Source organism: Pseudomonas sp. M1, from assembly GCF_022760135.1.
GTDB lineage: Bacteria > Pseudomonadota > Gammaproteobacteria > Pseudomonadales > Pseudomonadaceae > Pseudomonas > Pseudomonas citronellolis.
Map to the genome: position 1 here is coordinate 1 of NZ_CP094343.1, position 19,045 is coordinate 19,045.

Below are 19,045 nucleotides of genomic sequence, written 5' to 3' on the forward strand. Positions count from 1 at the left end.
ATGAAACTCAAGCGTTTGATGGCGGCGCTGACCTTCGCCGCCGCCGGCGTGGGCGCTGCCAGCGCTTTCGCCGCGATCGACCCGGCGCTGCCGGACTACCAGAAGACCAGCGGCGTCTCTGGCAACCTCTCCAGCGTGGGCTCGGATACCCTGGCCAACCTCATGACGCTGTGGGCCGAGGAGTACAAGCGCCTGTACCCGAGTGTGAACGTGCAGATCCAGGCCGCGGGCTCCTCCACCGCGCCGCCGGCGCTCACCGAGGGCACCGCCAACCTCGGCCCGATGAGCCGCAAGATGAAGGATGTCGAGCTGCAGGCCTTCGAGCAGAAGTACGGCTACAAGCCCACCGCCGTGCCCGTCGCGGTCGATGCCCTGGCCGTCTTCGTGCACAAGGACAACCCCATCAAGGGCCTGACCATGCAGCAGGTCGACGCCATCTTCTCCGCCACCCGCCTGTGCGGCGCCAAGCAGGACGTGAAGACCTGGAGCGACCTGGGTCTGGGCGGCGACTGGGCCAACAAGCCGGTGCAGCTGTTCGGCCGCAACTCGGTGTCCGGTACCTACGGCTATTTCAAGGAAGAGGCCCTGTGCAAGGGGGACTTCAAGCCCAACGTCAACGAGCAGCCGGGTTCCGCTTCGGTGGTGCAGTCCATCAGCCAGTCGCTCAACGGCATCGGCTACTCCGGCATCGGCTACAAGACCGCCAGCGTGAAGACCGTGGCCCTGGCCAAGAAGCAGGGCGACCCCTACGTCGAGGACAATGAGCAGAACGCCCTGAACGGCACCTACCCGCTGGCGCGCTTCCTCTACGTCTACGTGAACAAGGCGCCGAACAAGCCGCTGGACCCGCTGGAAGCCCAGTTCCTGAAGATGGTGCTGTCCAAGACCGGCCAGGAAGTCGTGGTCAAGGACGGCTACATCCCGCTGCCGGCCAAGGTCGCGGCGAAGGCGGTCAAGGAACTGGGACTCTAGGTAGCGCCTCCGCCAGCCGTCCATGGGCTGAGCGGTAGGTGACCCAGCCCGTTGGCAGGCAACTGCCGACGGGCTTCGTCTCGTCATCTCTGTGTCATGTTTCTGTCATAGACTGCCGCAAGCGTGTCGCCCCCATGAATGACCTGGCCACTTCGTCGATGAACAATTCCACCCCCGAGCGGATCGATTTCAATACCCCGACCCTGCGTCGCAAACGCCGCATGCGCGCCCTCAAGGACCGCCTGACGCGCTGGTACGTGCTGGTCGGCGGCCTGTCCGTGCTGGTGGCCATCACCCTCATCTTCTTCTACCTGGCCTATGTGGTGCTGCCCCTGTTCCGCGGCGCCGAACTGGATGCCCGCGCGCCCCTCGCCCCGGCCTGGCTGAAGGACGTGCAGGCGCCCCTGCTGCTGAGCATCGAGGAGCAGAACCAGGTCGCTATGCGCGTGGCCGCCGATGGGCAGGTGCTGTTCTTCGACCTGGACAGCGGCGCCGAACTCAGCCGCCAGGCGCTCAAGCTGCCGGCCGGCAGCCGGGTGGTGTCCATCGCCGAGGACCAGCCGGGGCACCCGATGGTGGCGCTCGGCCTGTCCAATGGCCAGGCGCTGGTGTTCCGTCATGCCTACAAGGTCACCTACCCGGATAACCGCAAGACCATCACCCCGCAGATCGACTACCCCTACGGCGAGGCGCCCATCAGCCTCGACCCGCAGGGCCGCGCGCTGGAACACGTGGCCCTGGCCTCGGACGACGACGGCCTGCTGCTGGCCGGCTCCAGCGGCAGCCAGATGCTGCTGCTGAGCCTGACCAGCCAGGAAAACATGCTCACCGGCGAGACCACCCTGGAGCAGGAGGCCGTGAACCTGCCGCAGATCGCCGACCCGGTGAAGGCGATCTACATCGACCCGCGCAAGCAGTGGCTGTACGTCATCAACGGCCGCGCCCAGGCCGACGTCTTCGACCTGCGCACCCGCCAACTCAACGGCCGCTACAAGCTGCTCGACCATGCCAACCGCGAGGTCACCGCCAGCGCCCAGTTGCTGGGCGGCATTTCGTTGATGATCGGCAACTCCGACGGCGGCATCAGCCAGTGGTTCATGGCCCGCGACACCGACGGCGAACCGCGCCTGGCACACGTGCGCGACTTCCAGCTGGGCAGCAAGCCGATCACTGCCATCGTTCCCGAGCAGCGTCGCAAAGGCTTCGTCGCCCTGGACAGCGCCGGCGAACTCGGTGTGTTCCACAGCACCGCGCACCGCACTTTGCTGGAACAGCAGGTGGCGCCGGCCAGCGGCGTGCTGGCCCTGTCGCCGCGGGCCAACCGCCTGTTGCTGGAGCAGGCTGGTCAACTGCGCGGCTTCGATCTGAGCAACCCGCACCCGGAGGTTTCCTGGAGCGCGCTCTGGGGCAAGGTCTGGTACGAAAGCTACGACAAGCCGCAATACGTCTGGCAGTCCACCGCCGCCACCACCGACTTCGAGCCCAAGCTGAGCCTGGCGCCGCTGACCTTCGGCACCCTCAAGGCAGCCTTCTACGCGATGATCCTGGCCGCCCCGCTGGCCATCGCCGCGGCCGTCTACACCGCCTACTTCATGGCCCCGGCGATGCGCCGCAAGGTCAAGCCGGTGATCGAGCTGATGGAGGCGTTGCCGACGGTGATCCTCGGCTTCTTCGCCGGCCTGTTCCTCGCGCCCTACGTCGAAGGCCACCTGCCGGGCATCTTCAGCCTGCTGCTGCTCACCCCGCTGGGCATCCTGCTCGCCGGCCTGCTCTGGAGCCGCCTGCCCGAGCGCATCCGCCTGGCGCTGCCGGACGGCTGGGAAGCGGCGATCCTGATTCCCGTGGTGCTCGGCGTCGGCGCCTTCGCCCTGTGGCTCAGCCCGCACCTGGAAACCGCCTTCTTCGGCGGCGACATGCGCCTGTGGATAAGCCATGACCTGGGCATCACCTACGACCAGCGCAACGCCCTGATCGTCGGCCTGGCCATGGGCTTCGCGGTGATCCCGAACATCTTCTCCATCGCTGAGGACGCCATCTTCAGCGTGCCCCGCAGCCTCACCTACGGCTCTCTGGCCCTGGGCGCCACGCCCTGGCAGACGCTGACCCGCGTGGTGATCCTCACCGCCAGCCCGGGCATCTTCTCGGCGCTGATGATCGGCATGGGCCGCGCCGTGGGCGAGACCATGATCGTGCTGATGGCCACCGGCAACACCCCGGTGATGGACATGAACATCTTCCAGGGCATGCGCACCCTGGCGGCGAACGTGGCGGTGGAAATGCCCGAGTCGGAGGTGGGCGGCACCCACTACCGCGTGCTGTTCCTCTCGGCGCTGGTGCTGCTGACCTTCACCTTCGTGATGAACACCCTGGCCGAACTGATCCGTCAGCGGCTGCGGAAGAAATACGCGTCGCTCTGACCGGCGTCTGAAGAGGCACTTTCCAAGTGAAACAGAAGCAGGAAACGCTGAAAGCCTGGTTCGCCAGCGGTTCTCCCTGGGTGTGGATGAACGCCGGCGCGGTTTCCATCGCGGTGATCATGACCCTCGGCCTGCTGGCCGTCATCGCCGTGCGCGGCCTCGGCCACTTCTGGCCGGCCGACGTGCTGGAGGCGCGCTACAGCGTGCCCGGGCAGGAGGCGAAGGTGCTGATCGGCGAAGAAGTGCAGGTCGAGGAAGTGCCGCGCGAACGCCTGCGCGGCGCCGGCCTGCCGGTGCCCGCCGAAGGCCCCGAGTTCATGACCCGCGAGCTGCTCAAGCTGGGCAACCGCGATCTCTACGGCAGCGACTTCTCCTGGGTGATCGGCGACTGGCTCGCCGAGCGGCGCTGGCCGCAGGAGCTGGTGACCCTGGAACGCCGCGAGTGGGGCAACTTCTACGGCTACCTGGTCAGCGTGAAGCAGGACGGCCAGGCGGTGGCCCAGGGCGCCGCCGCCATGCCCGAGCTGCAGCAGCGCCTGCAACGGGTGGAGGGCTTGTACGACCAGCTCTACCAGTTGGAGAAGAAGGACATCGGCAGCATCAACCACGAGCTGGAGCGCCTGCGCCTGAAGGAGCGCCGCCTGCAACTGCACGGCGAGCTGGATGCCACCGCCCAGGCCGACCTCGCCGCCGCCCGCGCCGAGCTGCAGGGACGCTACCGCGAGTACGAAGACCGGCTGGGCGAGCTGCGCCAGCAGTTCAACCGCGACAGCGTGGTGATGCGCGAGGCCGGCGGCCGCGAGACCGAGATCAGCCTCGGCAAGCTGGTCCACGCCTACCAGCCCAACGCCATGGGCTTCGGCGCCAAGCTGTCGTTCTACTTCAAGAAGCTCTGGGAGTTTCTCAGCGAAGACCCGCGCGAGGCCAACACCGAGGGCGGCATTTTCCCGGCGATCTTCGGCACCGTGATGATGACCCTGGTGATGGCGGTGATCGTCACCCCGTTCGGTGTCATCGCCGCGGTCTACCTGCGCGAGTACGCGCGCCAGGGCCTGCTGACGCGGGTGATCCGCATCGCCGTGAACAACCTCGCCGGGGTGCCGGCCATCGTCTACGGCGTGTTCGGCCTGGGCTTCTTCGTCTACGTGCTGGGCGGCTCGATCGACCGGCTGTTCTTCCCCGAGGCGCTGCCGGCGCCGACCTTCGGCACCCCGGGGCTGTTCTGGGCCTCGCTGACCCTGGCGATCCTCGCCGTGCCGGTGGTGATCGTGGCCACCGAGGAAGGCCTGTCGCGCATCCCGCGGGCGATCCGCGAGGGCTCCCTGGCCCTGGGCGCGACCAAGGCCGAGACGCTGTGGAAGATCGTCCTGCCCATGGCCAGCCCGGCCATGATGACCGGCCTGATCCTCGCCGTGGCGCGCGCCGCCGGCGAAGTGGCGCCGCTGATGCTGGTGGGCGTGGTGAAACTGGCGCCGTCGCTGCCGGTGGACGGCAACTACCCCTACGTGCACCTGGACCAGAAGATCATGCACCTGGGCTTCCACATCTACGACGTCGGCTTCCAGAGCCCCAACGTCGAGGCCGCGCGGCCGCTGGTGTACGCCACCGCGCTGCTGCTGGTGCTGGTGATCGCCCTGCTGAACTTCTCCGCCATCGCCATCCGCAACCGCCTGCGCGAGAAGTACAAGGCGCTGGAAAACTGATCCGCGGCCGCCGCCTGCGCAGGCGGCGGCCCGAGCCTCCAACGGGAGAGACGAGATGCAACAAGAACCCCATCGCCATGGCATCGACCTCGCCGCCCTCGGCCGGCCGATCCGCGAGGGCATGCGCCTGGACAAGGAGACCGTGGCCCTGGAAGTGCCCGGCCTGAACCTGTTCTACGGCCAGAAACAGGCGCTGTTCGACGTCGCCATGCAGATCCCCAAGCAGCGCGTGACCGCCTTCATCGGCCCGTCCGGCTGCGGCAAGTCGACCCTGCTGCGCTGCTTCAACCGCATGAACGACCTGGTGGACGACTGCCGCGTGGAAGGCGAGATCCGCCTCGACGGCCACGACATCTTCGCCCGCGGCGTGGACGTGGCCGAGCTGCGCCGCCGCGTCGGCATGGTGTTCCAGAAGCCCAACCCCTTCCCCAAGACCATCTACGAGAACGTGGTCTACGGCCTGCGCATCCAGGGTGTGAACAAGAAGCGCACCCTCGACGAGGCCGTGGAGTGGGCGCTCAAGGGCGCCGCGCTGTGGGAGGAGGTGAAGGACCGCCTGCACGAGTCGGCCCTGGGCCTGTCCGGTGGTCAGCAGCAGCGCCTGGTGATCGCCCGGACCATCGCGGTGGAGCCGGAAGTGCTGCTGCTCGACGAGCCCTGCTCGGCGCTGGACCCGATCTCCACGCTGAAGATCGAGGAACTGATCTACGAACTGAAATCCAAGTTCACCATCGTGATAGTCACCCACAACATGCAGCAGGCCGCGCGGGTCTCCGACTACACGGCGTTCATGTACATGGGCAAGCTGATCGAGTTCGGCGACACCGACACGCTCTTCACCAACCCGGCGAAGAAGCAGACCGAGGACTACATCACCGGGCGCTACGGCTAAGGGCCGGGCGGCGGCCGCATCATAAATCTGCAACCTTCGGCGCGTAGCCTGCAGCTTTCGCGGAGCGAAACCACATGATCAACAAAGAAAGTCTCAGCCATCACATCTCCCAGCAGTTCAACGCCGAGCTGGAAGACGTGCGCAGCCACCTCCTGGCCATGGGCGGGCTGGTGGAGAAACAGGTCAACGACGCGGTCACCGCGCTGATCGACGCCGACTCGGGCCTGGCCCAGCAGGTGCGCGAGATCGACGACCAGATCAACCAGATGGAGCGCAACATCGACGAGGAATGCCTGCGCATCCTCGCTCGCCGCCAGCCGGCGGCCTCCGACCTGCGCCTGATCATCAGCATCTCCAAGTCGGTGATCGACCTCGAGCGCATCGGCGACGAAGCCTCGAAGATCGCCCGCCGCGCCATCCAGCTGTGCGAGGAAGGCGAGTCGCCGCGCGGCTACGTCGAGGTGCGCCACATCGGCGGCCAGGTGCGCAAGATGGTGCAGGAGGCGCTGGACGCCTTCGCCCGCTTCGACGCCGACCTGGCGCTGTCGGTGGCGCAGTACGACAAGACCGTCGACCGCGAGTACAAGACCGCCCTGCGCGAACTGGTGACCTACATGATGGAAGACCCGCGGGCGATCTCCCGCGTGCTCAACGTCATCTGGGCCCTGCGCTCGCTGGAACGCATCGGCGACCACGCGCGCAACATCGCCGAACTGGTGATCTACCTGGTGCGCGGCACCGACGTCCGCCACATCGGCCTGACGCGCATGAAGGAAGAAGTGCAGGGCAAGTCCGATAGCTGAGCCGCACCTGGGCTCATGGCGGCGCTCGCCGAAACGCCAACCCTGCTGCGCCGAGCCGCTTTTCGTAGGATGGGTTGAGCCTGCGAAACCCATGCGGTGGTGGCGATGGGTATCGCTTCGCTCAACACCATCCTACGAGGGGCCGTGCCCGTCCGTAGTGGGTAGGAGCGGACCTTGTCCGCGATAGCCGGGCGCCCCGGCGCGATTCGCGGATAAGATCCGCTCCTACGCTGCGCCACCCGCGCCATTCCCCTGTAGGAGCGCGCCCTGCGCGCGAAATCGCAGGCAGGGCCCGCTCCTACAGGTTGCCGGGAGGCACGGCATGCCTCCCCCGTAGGAGCGGACCTTGTCCGCGATAGCCGGGCGTCCCGGCGCGATTCGCGGATGAGATCCGCTCCTACGCTGCCCCACCCGCGCCATTCCCCTGTAGGAGCGCGCCCTGCGCGCGAAATCGCGGGCAGGGCCCGCTCCTACAGGTTGCCGGGAGGCACGGTATTTCTCCTTCGTAGGAGCGGACCTTGTCCGCGATAGCCGGATGTCCCGGCGCGATTCGCGGATAAGATCCGCTCCTACGCTGCCCCACCCGCGCCATTCCCCTGTAGGAGCGCGCCCTGCGCGCGATTCGCGGGCAGGGCCCGCTACGAAGTCGGTCTTGGCCCCTCCCTCAGAAACTCAACCTCACCATCTCCGCCAACTGCCGGCCCGCGGGATCGCGGGCACGGCTGTTGTCCTTCAGCGCCTGCTGCAGGCAATGGACGAAGTGCCGGGAGGTCGCGTCCAGCCCCTGGTCGCGCAGGCGGATGATGCTGATGTCCCCGTCCGGCAATGGTTCCTCCAGCGCCAGGGCCCGTGCGCCGCTGCGCAGCGGTTCGCAGAGCATCATCGGCTGCGGCGCGTAGCCGAGCAGGCCGGCGTCGACGATCAGGCTGCTGAGCATGCCCGCGGAATGGGCGCAGACGATGCGTTCGCGGGCGATCTGCAGGCCATGCTGGCCGAACAGTTCATGGGTGGTCTCGGCGTAGCGGTCGGCGGTGAAGTTCATCGTCCAGTCGTGCTCCAGCAACTGCCTCAGCGAGCGCGCCGAGGCCAGCGGGTGGCCGTTGCGGGCCACCACCTGCATGCGGTAGTGCGCCAGCGGCTGATGCACGAAGTCCGCGCCCTGGAGGATGCCCGCCGGGCCCAGGGCGAACTGCATGCGGCCCGTGCGCAGCAGCGGCAGGATCACCGCCTGCAGCCCCTCGTACAGCTCCAGGTGGACCTGCGGCATGTCCCTGCGGAAGGCCTGCAGGGCGTTGCCCAGCAAAGTCTGGCCGAACCAGGGGGTGACGCCGACACACAGCGTCGCCGCGCCTTCGCCGCGCAGGGCGGCCAGTTCCTGGCGGGCGCTGTCGAGCTGGGTGGCGATCTGCCGGGCGCGGGGCAGCAGCACCTGCCCGGCGGTGGTCAGCCGGGCGCCGCCGGCGTGGCGCATCAGCAGCGGCAGCCCCTGTTCCTCCTCCAGCTCGCGCAGGGCACGGGTCACCGCGGCCTGGCTGAGGCCCAGGCCACGGGCCGCGGCGCGAATGCCGCCGCCGTCGGCCACGGCTATCAAAGCCTGCAACTGATGCAGTTTCAACGCTCGCCTCCCCTCCGAACACCGGAGGTCGTCACGACAACATTTTTTTGGCTTATGCGCATGCGGCGCCGACGCTAGGGTAATCCACGCCCAGCATACCGGCCGGTCACGGGCATCGATCCAGTCCAATCCCACAAGAAAAACAGGAGCGAGCCGATGAACAGAGCCTGCATAGCGCCGGGCATAGCCGCCATCGTCCCGGAAATGGTCGAACTGCGCCGGGCCATCCACGCCGAACCCGAGCTGGGCTTCGAAGAGTACTCCACCCGCGAGCGAGTCATCGAACGGCTGCGCGCCTGGGGCTATGAGATCGCCGAGATGGCCGGCACCGGGGTGATCGCCACGCTGCGCAACGGCCCCGGCCCGGTGCTGGGCCTGCGCGCCGAGCTGGACGCGCTGCCGATCCACGAGCAGAGCGGGCTGCCCTGGAGCAGCCGGGTGCCCGGAAAGATGCACGCCTGCGGCCACGACGGGCACACCGCCATGCTCTTGGCCGCGGCCTGCGAGCTGGCCCGCGAGCGCAACTGGCGCGGCACCCTGCACCTGTTCTTCCAGCCCGCCGAGGAAGGCCATGGCGGCTCCGGGGCCAAGCGCATGCTCGACGAAGGCCTGCTGCAACGCTTCCCCTGCGACGCCCTGTTCGCCATGCACAACCTGCCCGGCCTGGCCGAGGGGCGCTTCATGGTCATGCCGGGGCCGTGCATGGCTTCGGCCGACGACGTGACCATCCTCATCCACGGCCGCGGCGGCCACGGCGCCATGCCCGAGCAGACGGTGGACCCGATCCTGGCCGGCGCGGCGCTGGTCGGCGCCCTGCAGAGCCTGGTGTCGCGCAACGTGCCGCCGTCCGAGGCGGCGGTGCTGACCGTGGGCGCCTTCCTCGCCGGCGACGCCAGCAACGTCATCCCCGACAGCGCCGAACTGCGCCTGAGCGTGCGCGCGCTGAGCCCGCAGGTGCGCGAGCTGCTGTTGCGGCGCATCCATGAACTGGCGCAGCAACAGGCCGCCAGCTTCGGCGCCCGCGCTGAAGTCCTGGTAGCGGCGGACGGCTACCCGGTGCTGGTCAACGACCCCGGTTGCGCGGAGTTGGTCCGCGAACTGGTCCTCGACTGGCTCGGCGACGAGGGGCTGGAACCCGAGCCGCGGCCCATCCACGCCAGCGAGGACTTCGCCTTCTGGCTGGAGCAGGCGCCCGGCTGCTACCTGATGATCGGCAATGGCGACGGCGAGGGCGGCTGCGCGGTGCACAACCCCGGGTACGACTTCAACGACCGCATCCTGCCGCTGGGCGCGACCTTCTGGGTCCGCCTGGCGCAGCGCTTCCTGGCCTGAATCCCGCCCCGCGAGGAATCCCAGCATGACAACAAGAACGACATCCTTCGCTGCGAGCGCCGAACCTTCCCGTGCCGGGCGCACCCGCGCCATCGCCGCGGTGTGCCTGGGCAACGCCCTGGAGTTCTACGACTTCCTCGTCTACAGCCTGCTGGCCACGCTGATGGCGCGGCTGTTCTTCCCCTTCGGGGAAAACCCGCTGACTTCGCTGATGCTGTCCTTCGCGGTGTTCGGCACCGGCTTCGTCATGCGCCCGCTCGGCGGCCTGCTGATCGGCCTGTACGCCGACCGCGCCGGGCGCAAGGCGGCCATGCGCCTGACGCTGTGGCTGATGGCCCTGGGCGCGCTGCTGTTCACCGTGGCGCCGACCTATGCCCAGGCCGGGCTGGTCGGGCCGCTGGTGATCATAGTCGCGCGCCTGCTGCAGGGCTTCGCCGTCGGCGGGCAGGTGGGCACCGCCACCACCATCCTGATGGAATACGCCGGCTCGGGCTCGCGGGCCTACTACTGCAGCTGGCAGGTGTTCAGCCAGAGCCTGGGCACCATCATGGGCGCGCTGGTGGTGCTGACGCTGAGCAACCTGCTGAGCCCCGAGGCCATGGACAGCTGGGGCTGGCGGGCGGTCTTCGCGGTGGGCATCCTGGCCATCCCGGTCAGCGAATACATCCGCCACCGCCTGGAGGAAACCCTGCCGGCCGCCGCCCAGGGCGACAGCCGGCAGGCGCGGGAAGGCGGCCTGGCGCTGCTGTGCCGGCACCCGCGGCAGCTGCTCACCGGCGTGCTGCTGGTGATCGGCGTCTCGGTGCCGGTCTACATCACCCAGTTCTACCTGGCCAACCACGCCATCAGCGTGCTGGGCATGCCGCTGGGCGTCGCCACCTGGGCCGCGGTGGTGAGCAGCCTGCCGTCGCTGCTGCTGGCGCCCCACGCCGGACGCCTGAGCGACCGCATCGGCCGGCGCCGCTCGATCTTCTGGCCGCTGCCGATCCTGTTGCTGGCGACCTACCCGGCGTTCCTGCTGCTCAACCAATGGCCCAGCATCGGCCTGCTGCTGCTGATCGTGGGGCTGCTCAACATCCCGCTGACGTACGGCATGGTGGCGTCCCTGGCGATCCTGCCGGAGCTGTTCCCGGCGGCGATCCGCGCCACCGGCCTGTCGGTCACCTACTGTGTCGGCGTCGCGCTGTTCGGCGGCTTCGCGCAGTTCTTCGCCGCCGGGCTGATCGACCTCACCGGCAGCCCGAACGCGCCGGCCTGGTACCTAGTGGGCGCCATCCTGCTATGCCTGGCCGGGTTGCGGATGGCTCCGGAAACCGTAGGGCGAACGCTGGATTGATTGACGGATGTGTCCGACCGGTCACGTCGGCATGGCATCCTGCCAGTGCCCGAGGCTATCCTTCGCCTTGGCGTTCCAGGGAGTCGACGATGAGCAAGGTCAGTGTTCTGGTGGTGGATGATGCACCTTTCATCCGCGACCTGGTGAAGAAGGGATTGCGCGACCATTTTCCGGGGTTGCGCATCGAGGAGGCGGTGAACGGCCGCAAGGCCCAGCAGCACCTCGCCCGCCACGCGGTCGACCTGATCCTCTGCGACTGGGAGATGCCGGAGATGTCCGGCATCGAACTGCTCGGCTGGTGCCGCGCCCAGGCGCCGCTGAAGGACGTGCCCTTCATCATGGTGACCAGCCGCGGCGACAAGGAGAACGTGGTCCAGGCCATCCAGGCCGGGGTGTCGGACTACATCGGCAAGCCCTTCTCCAACGACCAGTTGGTGAGCAAGGTGCGCAAGGCCCTGAGCCGCGCCGGCAAGCTCGATGCGCTGCTGGCCGCGGCGCCGCAGCGCAGCCTGGCCAGCGGCCCGCCGAACGATTCCCTCGCCGCCCTAACCGGCGGCAAGGCCGAGGTGGTGCGCACCCCGGCCACTCCAGCCGCGGCCCCGGCGCCCGCCCGTCCGGCTCCCGCTGCCGCACCGGCCCCCGCGCCTGCGCGCAGTGGCGCCCAGGGCAAGGGCCAGGGGCAGTTGCGCCTGCCCAATGCCAGCCTGCCCTGCGTGATCCGCGGGCTCAGCCTGAAGGAGGCGCAGCTGGTGGTGAAGCGCGGCCAGGTGCTGCCGCAGGTGCTGGAAACCGCGGTGCTCGACCTGGAGGAAGACAACGAGGTGGCGCGCCTGAACGGCTACCTGCACTCGGTCGCGGCGCTGGAGCCCAAGCCCGACAGCGAGTGGCTGCTGCTGTTGCTGCGCTTCGTCGACCGCGACCCGCAGAAGCTCGACTACCTGTCGCGCCTGATCGCCCGCGGCAGCACCCAGAAGCACTACGTCCCCGGCGCCTGAGGCCTGCTTCACAGCCCGACGGCCGGCGGCTCGCCGCTGCTGGCCGCGGCTGCTAGTCTTGCTGGCGTCGAATACCTATAACCAGAGTCGACATGCTAGGGCGCTTTTTCTTCCTCTGCAGTCTATGGATGGCTGCGGGGCCGGCTGCGGCCGTGACCATCTACAAATACGTCGACGCCAATGGCGTGGTCACCTACACGGACAAGGCCGTGGCGGGTGCGCAGGTGTTCGTCTTCCGCGACCGCATGGTCGAGCACCTGGAGCAGCAGGTGAAGCTGCAGACGCTCAGGCACGACGGCTTCGAAACCCTGCAGGTGCGCAACGACCTCTACGCCCCGGTGGAAGTGGAGCTGAGCGTGAACGCCGCGCAGAACGCCGTGGGCGTGCCGGAGAAGCCGATCCGCTGGGTGCTGGCGCCGCGCAGCGCCATCCGCCTGGCCACGCTGAGCCCGCGCGACGCGTCGCGGCCGATGCAGTACAAGCCCAAGCTGCGCTACGCCCTGGGCGACCCGCGCCTGCAACCTGTGGCCTACGATTATCCGCTGCCCTGGCGTGGCGGGCCCTTCCGCCTGAGCCAGGGCGCCAACGGCAAGTACAGCCACTTCACCCCCAAGAGCCGCTACGCGCTGGACATCGCCATGCCCGAGGGCACGCCCATCGTGGCCGCCCGCGGCGGCACCGTGGTGAAGGTGGAGAACGCCCAGAGCGGGCGTGGCAACAACCCCTCCGGCAACTTCGTGCGCATCCTCCACGACGACGGCACCATGGGCGTCTACCTGCACCTGATGCGCGGCTCGGTGCTGGTCAGCGAGGGCCAGCGCGTCGGCGTCGGCACGCCCCTGGCGCGCTCGGGCAACACCGGCAACAGCAGCGGTCCGCACCTGCACTTCGTGGTGCAGCGCAACGTCGGCCTGGCGCTGGAATCCATCCCCTACGACTTCGCCCAGCCGGTGGGCACCCTGCCGAACTTCGCGGTGGTCAAGGAATAGCCAGCTTCCCGGCGAAGGCCGCGCGCAGGTCGGTGGTCGGCGGCGGGGCGAAGCGCAGGCGCTCGCCCACGCCGCGCAGGTAGCTTTCCAGGCAGGCGCAGGCGCGCTCCGCGTCGCCTTCAGCCAGGGCTTCGAGCATCTCGGCCTGTTGCCGGCAGCTGTCCGCGGTATGGGCCTGGCCGCGGCCCAGGGCAATGCTCACGGCCAGGCGCTCCAGCAGCGGCCCCAGCAGATCGGGCAACAGGGGATTGGCCGACAACTGGGCCAGGCGCAGGTGCAGGTTCCGGGCCCATTCCTGGGCGCCCAGCGCGTCGTCCGCGGCCAGGCAGTGGCGCTGGGTGGCGAGCATTTCTCGCAGTTCCGCCAGGTTTTGCCCGTCCAGCCTTCCGGCCAGGCGCCGGAGCATGTCGCTTTCCAGCAGCAGGCGGGTTTCCAGCAGTTGGCGCAGGCGCTGCGGGTCGGCGCGGGCGACGCTGGCGATGCGCCGTGGCGCCAGTTCCACCGCGCCTTCCCGGGCCAGGCGCTGCAGGGCGCGGCGCACGCTGCTGGGGCCGGCGTGGAAGATCCGCCCGAGGGTTTCCTGGCTGAGCGGCGCGGCCGGCCGCAGGCGCCGCGAGAGGATGGCGGCGTGGAGGTCCTCGTAGATCCGCTGGGCCTGGCCGCGGCGGCGCGGGCCGGTTTCGCCGTTCATCGCCCGGTCCCCGCTTCCGGCACGCGCAGCGCCAGGTTCAGGCGCAGGCCTTCGTTGAGGATGTGCTGGCGCATGGCCTGGCTGGCGCCTTCGCTGTCGTGCTGGCGGATGGCGCGGACGATGGCCTCGTGCTCGGCCAGCAGTTCCTCGGCGTGGGCGGCGTTGCGCTGGATGAGGTGGTCGCTTTGCTCCAGGGCGCCGGCGATCTGTTGCGAAACGCTGAGGAAGATCGGGTTGGAGGTCAGCGCCACCAGCTTGCGGTGGAAGCTGTTGTAGGCCTCGACCACGGCGGCGGCGCGGCCGTCCTCCACCGCTTCGCGCATGTCCAGCAGCAGCAGGCGCAGGCGGCCGAGGGAGTCGCCGTCGATGCTCTGCGCCACCAGCCCGGCGATGAAGGGTTCCAGGGCGTAGCGCAGTTGCAGCACGTCTTCCAGGGTGGCCGTGGCCGGGGCGCGGATCTCGCGCAGGGCGTTTTCGTCACGCTGCAGTACCATCACGCCCTTGCCGGGCAGCGAGCGCACCACGCCGAGGGTCTCCAGCACGGTGATGGCCTCGCGCAGGCTGGGCCGGCTGATTTCCAGCTGCTCGGCCAGCTCGCGCTGGCCCGGCAGCATCTGGCCGGCCGCCCAGCGCCCTTGCTCTATGGTCTCGAGCAGTTTCTGAACCACTGAATTGACCAGTTTGGATGAGGAAAACATGGTTGCTCCTGAGGCAGTTAAGGCGCGCGCCGCGCCTGTTGGGGCGGCGCGCGCGGCGGCTGTCGTCAGCCGCGCAGTTCGCCCTTGCCGGGCGTGGCGACCAGGGTCTTGTTCGCCCCGGGTTCGCCGTTGAGTACCGAACGTGTGCGTTGCAGGTCGATGTCGTTTTCCCAACGGGCGATGACCACGGTGGCGACGCAGTTGCCGATCAGGTTGGTCAGCGCCCGGCCGATGCCCATGAACCAGTCCACCGAGAGCACCAGCACCAGGCCCGCGGCGGGAATCGCCGGCACCGCGGCGAGGGTGGCGGCGAGGATCACCAGGGCCGAGCCGGGGATGCCGTGGGCGCCCTTGGAGGTCACCAGCGACACCAGCAGGATGGTCAGCAGGTCGCTGATGGCCAGCGGCGTGCCGGTGGCGTGGGCGATGAACACCACCGCCAGGGTCAGGTAGATGGAGAAGCCGTCGAGGTTGAAGGAGTAGCCGGTGGGAATCACCAGGCCCACGGTGGAGCTGCGGATGCCCATGTTCTCCAGCTTGCGCATCACCTGCGGCAGCACGGCGTCGGAAGAGGCGGTGCCGAGGACGATCAGCAGTTCTTCGCGGAAGTAGCGCAGGAACGGCCGCAGGCGCACGCCGCTCAGGCGCAGCACGGTGCCCAGCACCAGGCATACGAAGAGGATGCAGGTGAGGTAGAACACCAGCACCAGCGCGCCCAGGTGGCTCAGCGACTCCAGGCCGTAGCGGCTGGTGGTGAAGGCCACGGCGCCGAACACGCCCAGCGGCGCCAGGCGCACGATCATGCCCATGATGCGGAAGACCACGTGGCTGAACTCGTTGACCAGCCGCGCCACGCCGCTGGCCTGCTCGCCCACCAGGTTCAGGGCGCTGCCGAACAACACGGCGAACACCAGCACCTGGAGGATGTCGTTGTTGGCGAAGGCACTGAACACCGAAGTGGGGATCAGCCCCATGATGAAGTCCACCGGCCCGTGGATGTCCTTGGTGTGCGCGGCGTAGGTCGCGGCATCGCCGGCGGAGAGGCCGTTCAGGTCGATGTTGGCGCCGTTGCCCAGGCCGCTGCCGTAGGCCACCAGCAGGCCGAGGAGCAGGGCGATGGTGGTGAGGATCTCGAAGTAGACCACCGACTTCAGGCCGATGCGCCCGACCTTCTTCAGGTCGCCGGCGCCGGAGATGCCGTTGACCACCACGCAGAACACGATGAGCGCGATGAGCATCTTGATCAGCTTGATGAAGCCGTCGCCCAGGGGCTTGAGCTGGGACGAAAGCTCCGGCAGGCCGACACCGAACAGCACGCCGAGGGCCAGGCCGAGCACCACTTGCAGGAAGATCGAGCGGGAACAGCGGTGGATGAGCATTGAAGGTCTCCGTTGTCTGCGCCCGTCCGCTTCCCGAGGGGAGGGCTGAGGCGCGCAGTTATTGTTCTGGTATTACCGGTCAGACCAGTGCAACTTATGCCCATGTGGCGCCGCTGGCAAGAGCGAATGCGGCGATGGGGCGACGAGTGGTTTTGGGGAGTGGCCTTTGAGCAGGACGTGGAAGCTCTAGGACGGAGCTTCCAACGAGCTGCTGGGGGTGGGGATTTTTTAGCGGGCGATGGGGGAGGGCCCGTGGGTGGAACGCAACTGGTCAGGCCGGTGCGTTGGCTATCCCAATCGCGGACGGAGTCCTCCTACACCTTCCGGCAAACCCAACACCCGTAGGATGGGTTGAGCGAAGCGATACCCATCACCGCAACAGCATGGGTTTCGCAAGCTCAACCCATCCTACGAAAAGCGCCCCACATGACTGGTCAGACCGGAAGCAGGAGCGAGCCCGCACCCGCTCTTAGCCTATAGCCTATAGCCTACGGCCTGCAGCCGCCTTCAATCCATCTTGACCACCTTGGCCAATACGATCTTCGGGCCCTTCATCTTCTTCACGATGATGCGCAGGCCTTCGGCTTCCAGCACTTCTTCCTCTTCCGGCACGCGCTTGAGTGTCTCGTAGACCAGGCCGGCGAGGGTGTCCGCCTCGATGTGGTCGAGGTCGATGCCCAGCAGGCGCTCCAGCTTGAACAGCGGGGTGTCGCCGCGCACCAGCAGCTTGCCCGGCTGGTAGGCGAGGATGCCGCGCTCGGTCTTGCGGTGCTCGTCCTGGATGTCGCCGACCAGCACTTCCAGCACGTCTTCCATGGTCAGGTAGCCGATCACCTTGTGGTCGGCTTCCTCCACCAGGGCGAAGTGCGCGCCGCCCTGGCGGAACTGCTCCAGCAGGCGCGACAGCGGCATGTGCTTGGTCACCAGCTCCAGCGGGTGGGCCAGTTCGTCCAGGTCGATGGTTTCCGGCTGGCTGTCGGTGGTCGCCAGCTCCAGCAGCAGGTCCTTGATGTGCAGCAGGCCGGTGAACTCGCCCTTCTCGGCGTCGAACACCGGGTAGCGGCTGTACTTGTGCCGGCGGATGGTCGCCAGCACGTCGGCCAGCGGCGCGTGGCGCTCCAGGTAGACCAGGTCCTCGCGGGAGTTGGCCCAGTCCACCACTTCCAGCTCGCCCAGTTCCACCGCCGAGGCCAGCACGCGCATGCCCTGGTCGCTGGGGTCCTGGCCGCGGCTGGAGTGCAGGATCAGCTTGAGTTCCTCGCGGCTGTAGTGGTGCTCGTGGTGCGGCCCCGGCTCGCCCTGGCCGGCGATCTTGAGGATGGTGTTGGCGCTGGCGTTGAGCAGCCAGATGGCCGGGTACATCGCCCAGTAGAACAGATACAGCGGCACCGCGGTCCACAGCGACAGCAGCTCCGGCTTGCGGATCGCCCAGCTCTTGGGCGCCAGCTCGCCGACCACGATGTGCAGGTAGGAGATGATGAAGAAGGCGCTGAAGAAGGACACGCCGCGGATGATTTCCTCGGAGTGCACGCCCACCGCGGCCAGCAGCGGCTCCAGCAGCTCGGCGAAGGCCGGCTCGCCGACCCAGCCCAGGCCCAGGGAGGCCAGGGTGATGCCCAGCTGGCAGGCGGAGAGGTAGGCGTCGAGCTGGTTGTGCACCTTGCGCAGGATGCTGCCGCGCCAGCCGTGCTGCTTGGCGATGGTCTCCACGCGGGTGGCGCGCAGCTTGACCATGGCGAACTCGGCGGCGACGAAGAAGCCGTTGAGCAGGACGAGGAGAAGGGCGAAGAGTACGAGGCCGAAATCGGCGAAATAGGTCAGCAATTCGCTACTGGGGGAAGGGTCCATGGTTCTGTTGGCTGATGAATGAGCGAGTAAGCATGGCGGCAGCGTGCGGCGCTGGCAAGATGACCTTGGTTCAGGCGACCTGCTGCCGCGGGAAGTGGCAGACGAAGCTGCTGCCCTTGCCCGGCACGCTGCTGATGTCCAGGGTGGCGCGGTGGCGGATCAGCACGTGCTTGACGATGGCCAGGCCCAGGCCGGTGCCGCCGGTGCTGGCGTTGCGGCTGGAGTCCACGCGGTAGAAGCGCTCGGTCAGGCGCGGCAGGTGCTTGGGGTCGATGCCGATGCCGCTGTCCTGCACCGACAGGTGCGCGCCCTGCTCGTCGCCCCACCAGCGGATGCGGATCTCGCCGCCCTCGGGCGTGTACTTGACCGCGTTGAACACCAGGTTGGAGAAGGCGCTGCGCAGCTCCGCCTCGCTGCCCTTGAGCTTCACCCTGGGGTCGGCCTCCAGGCTGATGCGGTGCTCGCGGGCGCCGGACAGCGCCTGGGCGTCGTTGCGGATGGCCAGCAGCATCAGGTCCACCGCCACCGGTTTGTTGTCCGCCGGGTAGTCGGTGGCTTCCAGCTTGGCCAGCAGCAGCAGGTCGTTGAGCAGGCCCTGCATGCGCGCGGCCTGCTGCTGCATCTGCTGCAGGGCGCGGGCCCAGCGCGGGTTGATGTTCTCGGCGTTGTCGAGGAAGGTCTCCAGGTAGCCGGCGATCACCGTCAGCGGCGTGCGCAGCTCGTGGGAGACGTTGGCGACGAAGTCCTTGCGCATCTGCTCCAGACGCTGCACGCGGGTGACGTCGCGGACCAGCATCAGGTGCTCGCCGTTGCCGTAGAGGGTGATCTGGAACTGCAGCAGCAGCTTGTCGTCCACCGGCGAGGGCATGTCCAGCGGCTCCTGGTAGTCGCCGCGGGCGAAGTATTCCTTGAAGCGCGGGTTGCGGATCAGGTTGGTCACCGCCTGGCCGCCGTCCTGCGGGCTCTTCAGGCCGAGCAGGCGTTCGGCGGCGAGGTTCCACCACTCCAGGTTGCCGTCGGCGTCGAGCATGACCACCGCATCGCGCAGCGCCGCGGTGGATTCCTGCATGCGGTCGATCACCGCCTGCAGGCGCCCGCGGGCGCGCTGGTTGCGCCGCTGCAGGTGGTAGATGCTGTCGAACACCTCGCCCCACAGGCCGTAGCCGTCCGGCGGCGGTTCGTCCTCGCGGTGGTTCTTCAGCCATTTGTGCAGGCGCAGCACCTGCCAGAGGGTCCAGCCGAGGTAGACGCCCAGGCAGCCTGCCAGGGCCCAACCGTATTGCCCGCTCACCGCGCCGATCAGCGCGGCGGCGACTATCAACAACAGCAGATGGCGGATCAGGGCGCCACGCCAGTCTTGGTTCACCAGGTCCTT

At 68.2% G+C, this 19,045-nt stretch carries 15 protein-coding genes; 9 read left to right on the forward strand and 6 right to left on the reverse strand.

Annotated elements, in window-relative coordinates; genetic code table 11:
* The 5 genes from PM1_RS00005 to phoU all read left to right on the forward strand — a co-directional run bounded on the left by PM1_RS00005 (position 1) and on the right by phoU (position 6,787).
* Positions 1-972, forward strand: a complete 972-nt coding sequence (locus PM1_RS00005; RefSeq protein WP_009614214.1) for a phosphate ABC transporter substrate-binding protein PstS — start codon at positions 1-3, stop codon at positions 970-972.
* 440 nt (positions 973-1,412) lie between these two features.
* Positions 1,413-3,389 (forward strand): ABC transporter permease subunit, encoded by a 1,977-nt coding sequence (locus PM1_RS00010; protein ID WP_372241118.1) that lies wholly within the window; start codon positions 1,413-1,415, stop codon positions 3,387-3,389.
* A gap of 26 nt (positions 3,390-3,415) precedes the next feature.
* Complete coding sequence (pstA, locus tag PM1_RS00015) at positions 3,416-5,092, forward strand: phosphate ABC transporter permease PstA (protein ID WP_009614210.1); 1,677 nt, start codon at positions 3,416-3,418, stop codon at positions 5,090-5,092.
* 55 nt (positions 5,093-5,147) lie between these two features.
* Positions 5,148-5,984 carry a phosphate ABC transporter ATP-binding protein PstB gene (gene pstB, locus PM1_RS00020; RefSeq protein ID WP_009614208.1) on the forward strand — a complete coding sequence of 279 codons (837 nt, stop codon included), beginning with the start codon at positions 5,148-5,150 and terminating at the stop codon, positions 5,982-5,984.
* Positions 5,985-6,058: 74 nt separating this feature from the next.
* Complete coding sequence (gene phoU / locus PM1_RS00025) at positions 6,059-6,787, forward strand: phosphate signaling complex protein PhoU (protein ID WP_009614205.1); 729 nt, start codon at positions 6,059-6,061, stop codon at positions 6,785-6,787.
* Positions 6,788-7,451: 664 nt separating this feature from the next.
* Here phoU and PM1_RS00030 read toward each other — a convergent pair.
* A complete protein-coding gene (locus PM1_RS00030) occupies positions 7,452-8,402 on the reverse strand; it encodes a LysR family transcriptional regulator (RefSeq protein WP_009614203.1) in 951 nt (316 codons plus the stop codon).
* A 156-nt stretch (positions 8,403-8,558) separates the two neighbouring features.
* Between PM1_RS00030 and PM1_RS00035 the strand changes: the two genes are divergently transcribed.
* The 4 genes from PM1_RS00035 to PM1_RS00050 all read left to right on the forward strand — a co-directional run bounded on the left by PM1_RS00035 (position 8,559) and on the right by PM1_RS00050 (position 13,054).
* On the forward strand, positions 8,559-9,734 hold the full coding sequence (locus PM1_RS00035) for a M20 aminoacylase family protein (protein ID WP_009614201.1): 1,176 nt from the start codon (positions 8,559-8,561) through the stop codon (positions 9,732-9,734).
* Between the two features lie 25 nt (positions 9,735-9,759).
* A complete protein-coding gene (locus tag PM1_RS00040) occupies positions 9,760-11,070 on the forward strand; it encodes an MFS transporter (RefSeq protein ID WP_009614199.1) in 1,311 nt (436 codons plus the stop codon).
* Between the two features lie 89 nt (positions 11,071-11,159).
* Positions 11,160-12,065 carry a response regulator gene (locus tag PM1_RS00045; protein ID WP_009614197.1) on the forward strand — a complete coding sequence of 302 codons (906 nt, stop codon included), beginning with the start codon at positions 11,160-11,162 and terminating at the stop codon, positions 12,063-12,065.
* Between the two features lie 92 nt (positions 12,066-12,157).
* Positions 12,158-13,054: a peptidoglycan DD-metalloendopeptidase family protein gene (locus tag PM1_RS00050; RefSeq protein WP_009614195.1), complete on the forward strand. Its 897-nt coding sequence runs from the start codon at positions 12,158-12,160 to the stop codon at positions 13,052-13,054.
* Here PM1_RS00050 and PM1_RS00055 read toward each other — a convergent pair.
* The 5 genes from PM1_RS00055 to phoR all read right to left on the reverse strand — a co-directional run bounded on the left by PM1_RS00055 (position 13,044) and on the right by phoR (position 19,036).
* Positions 13,044-13,745 (reverse strand): GntR family transcriptional regulator, encoded by a 702-nt coding sequence (locus PM1_RS00055; RefSeq protein ID WP_009614193.1) that lies wholly within the window; start codon positions 13,743-13,745, stop codon positions 13,044-13,046. The genes PM1_RS00050 and PM1_RS00055 overlap by 11 nt on opposite strands.
* The gene (locus PM1_RS00060; protein WP_009614191.1) at positions 13,742-14,443 is read right to left on the reverse strand and encodes a FadR/GntR family transcriptional regulator; all 702 of its coding nucleotides are present in this window, start codon (positions 14,441-14,443) and stop codon (positions 13,742-13,744) included. Before PM1_RS00060 ends, PM1_RS00055 begins: the two co-directional genes overlap by 4 nt.
* Positions 14,444-14,508: 65 nt before the next feature.
* Positions 14,509-15,822, reverse strand: coding sequence for a C4-dicarboxylate transporter DctA (locus tag PM1_RS00065; RefSeq protein ID WP_009614190.1), 1,314 nt, complete (start codon positions 15,820-15,822; stop codon positions 14,509-14,511).
* Positions 15,823-16,329: 507 nt separating this feature from the next.
* Positions 16,330-17,670 carry a hemolysin family protein gene (locus PM1_RS00070; RefSeq protein WP_009614189.1) on the reverse strand — a complete coding sequence of 447 codons (1,341 nt, stop codon included), beginning with the start codon at positions 17,668-17,670 and terminating at the stop codon, positions 16,330-16,332.
* A gap of 70 nt (positions 17,671-17,740) precedes the next feature.
* Positions 17,741-19,036 (reverse strand): phosphate regulon sensor histidine kinase PhoR, encoded by a 1,296-nt coding sequence (phoR, locus tag PM1_RS00075; RefSeq protein ID WP_009614188.1) that lies wholly within the window; start codon positions 19,034-19,036, stop codon positions 17,741-17,743.
* Positions 19,037-19,045: the final 9 nt, after the last annotated feature.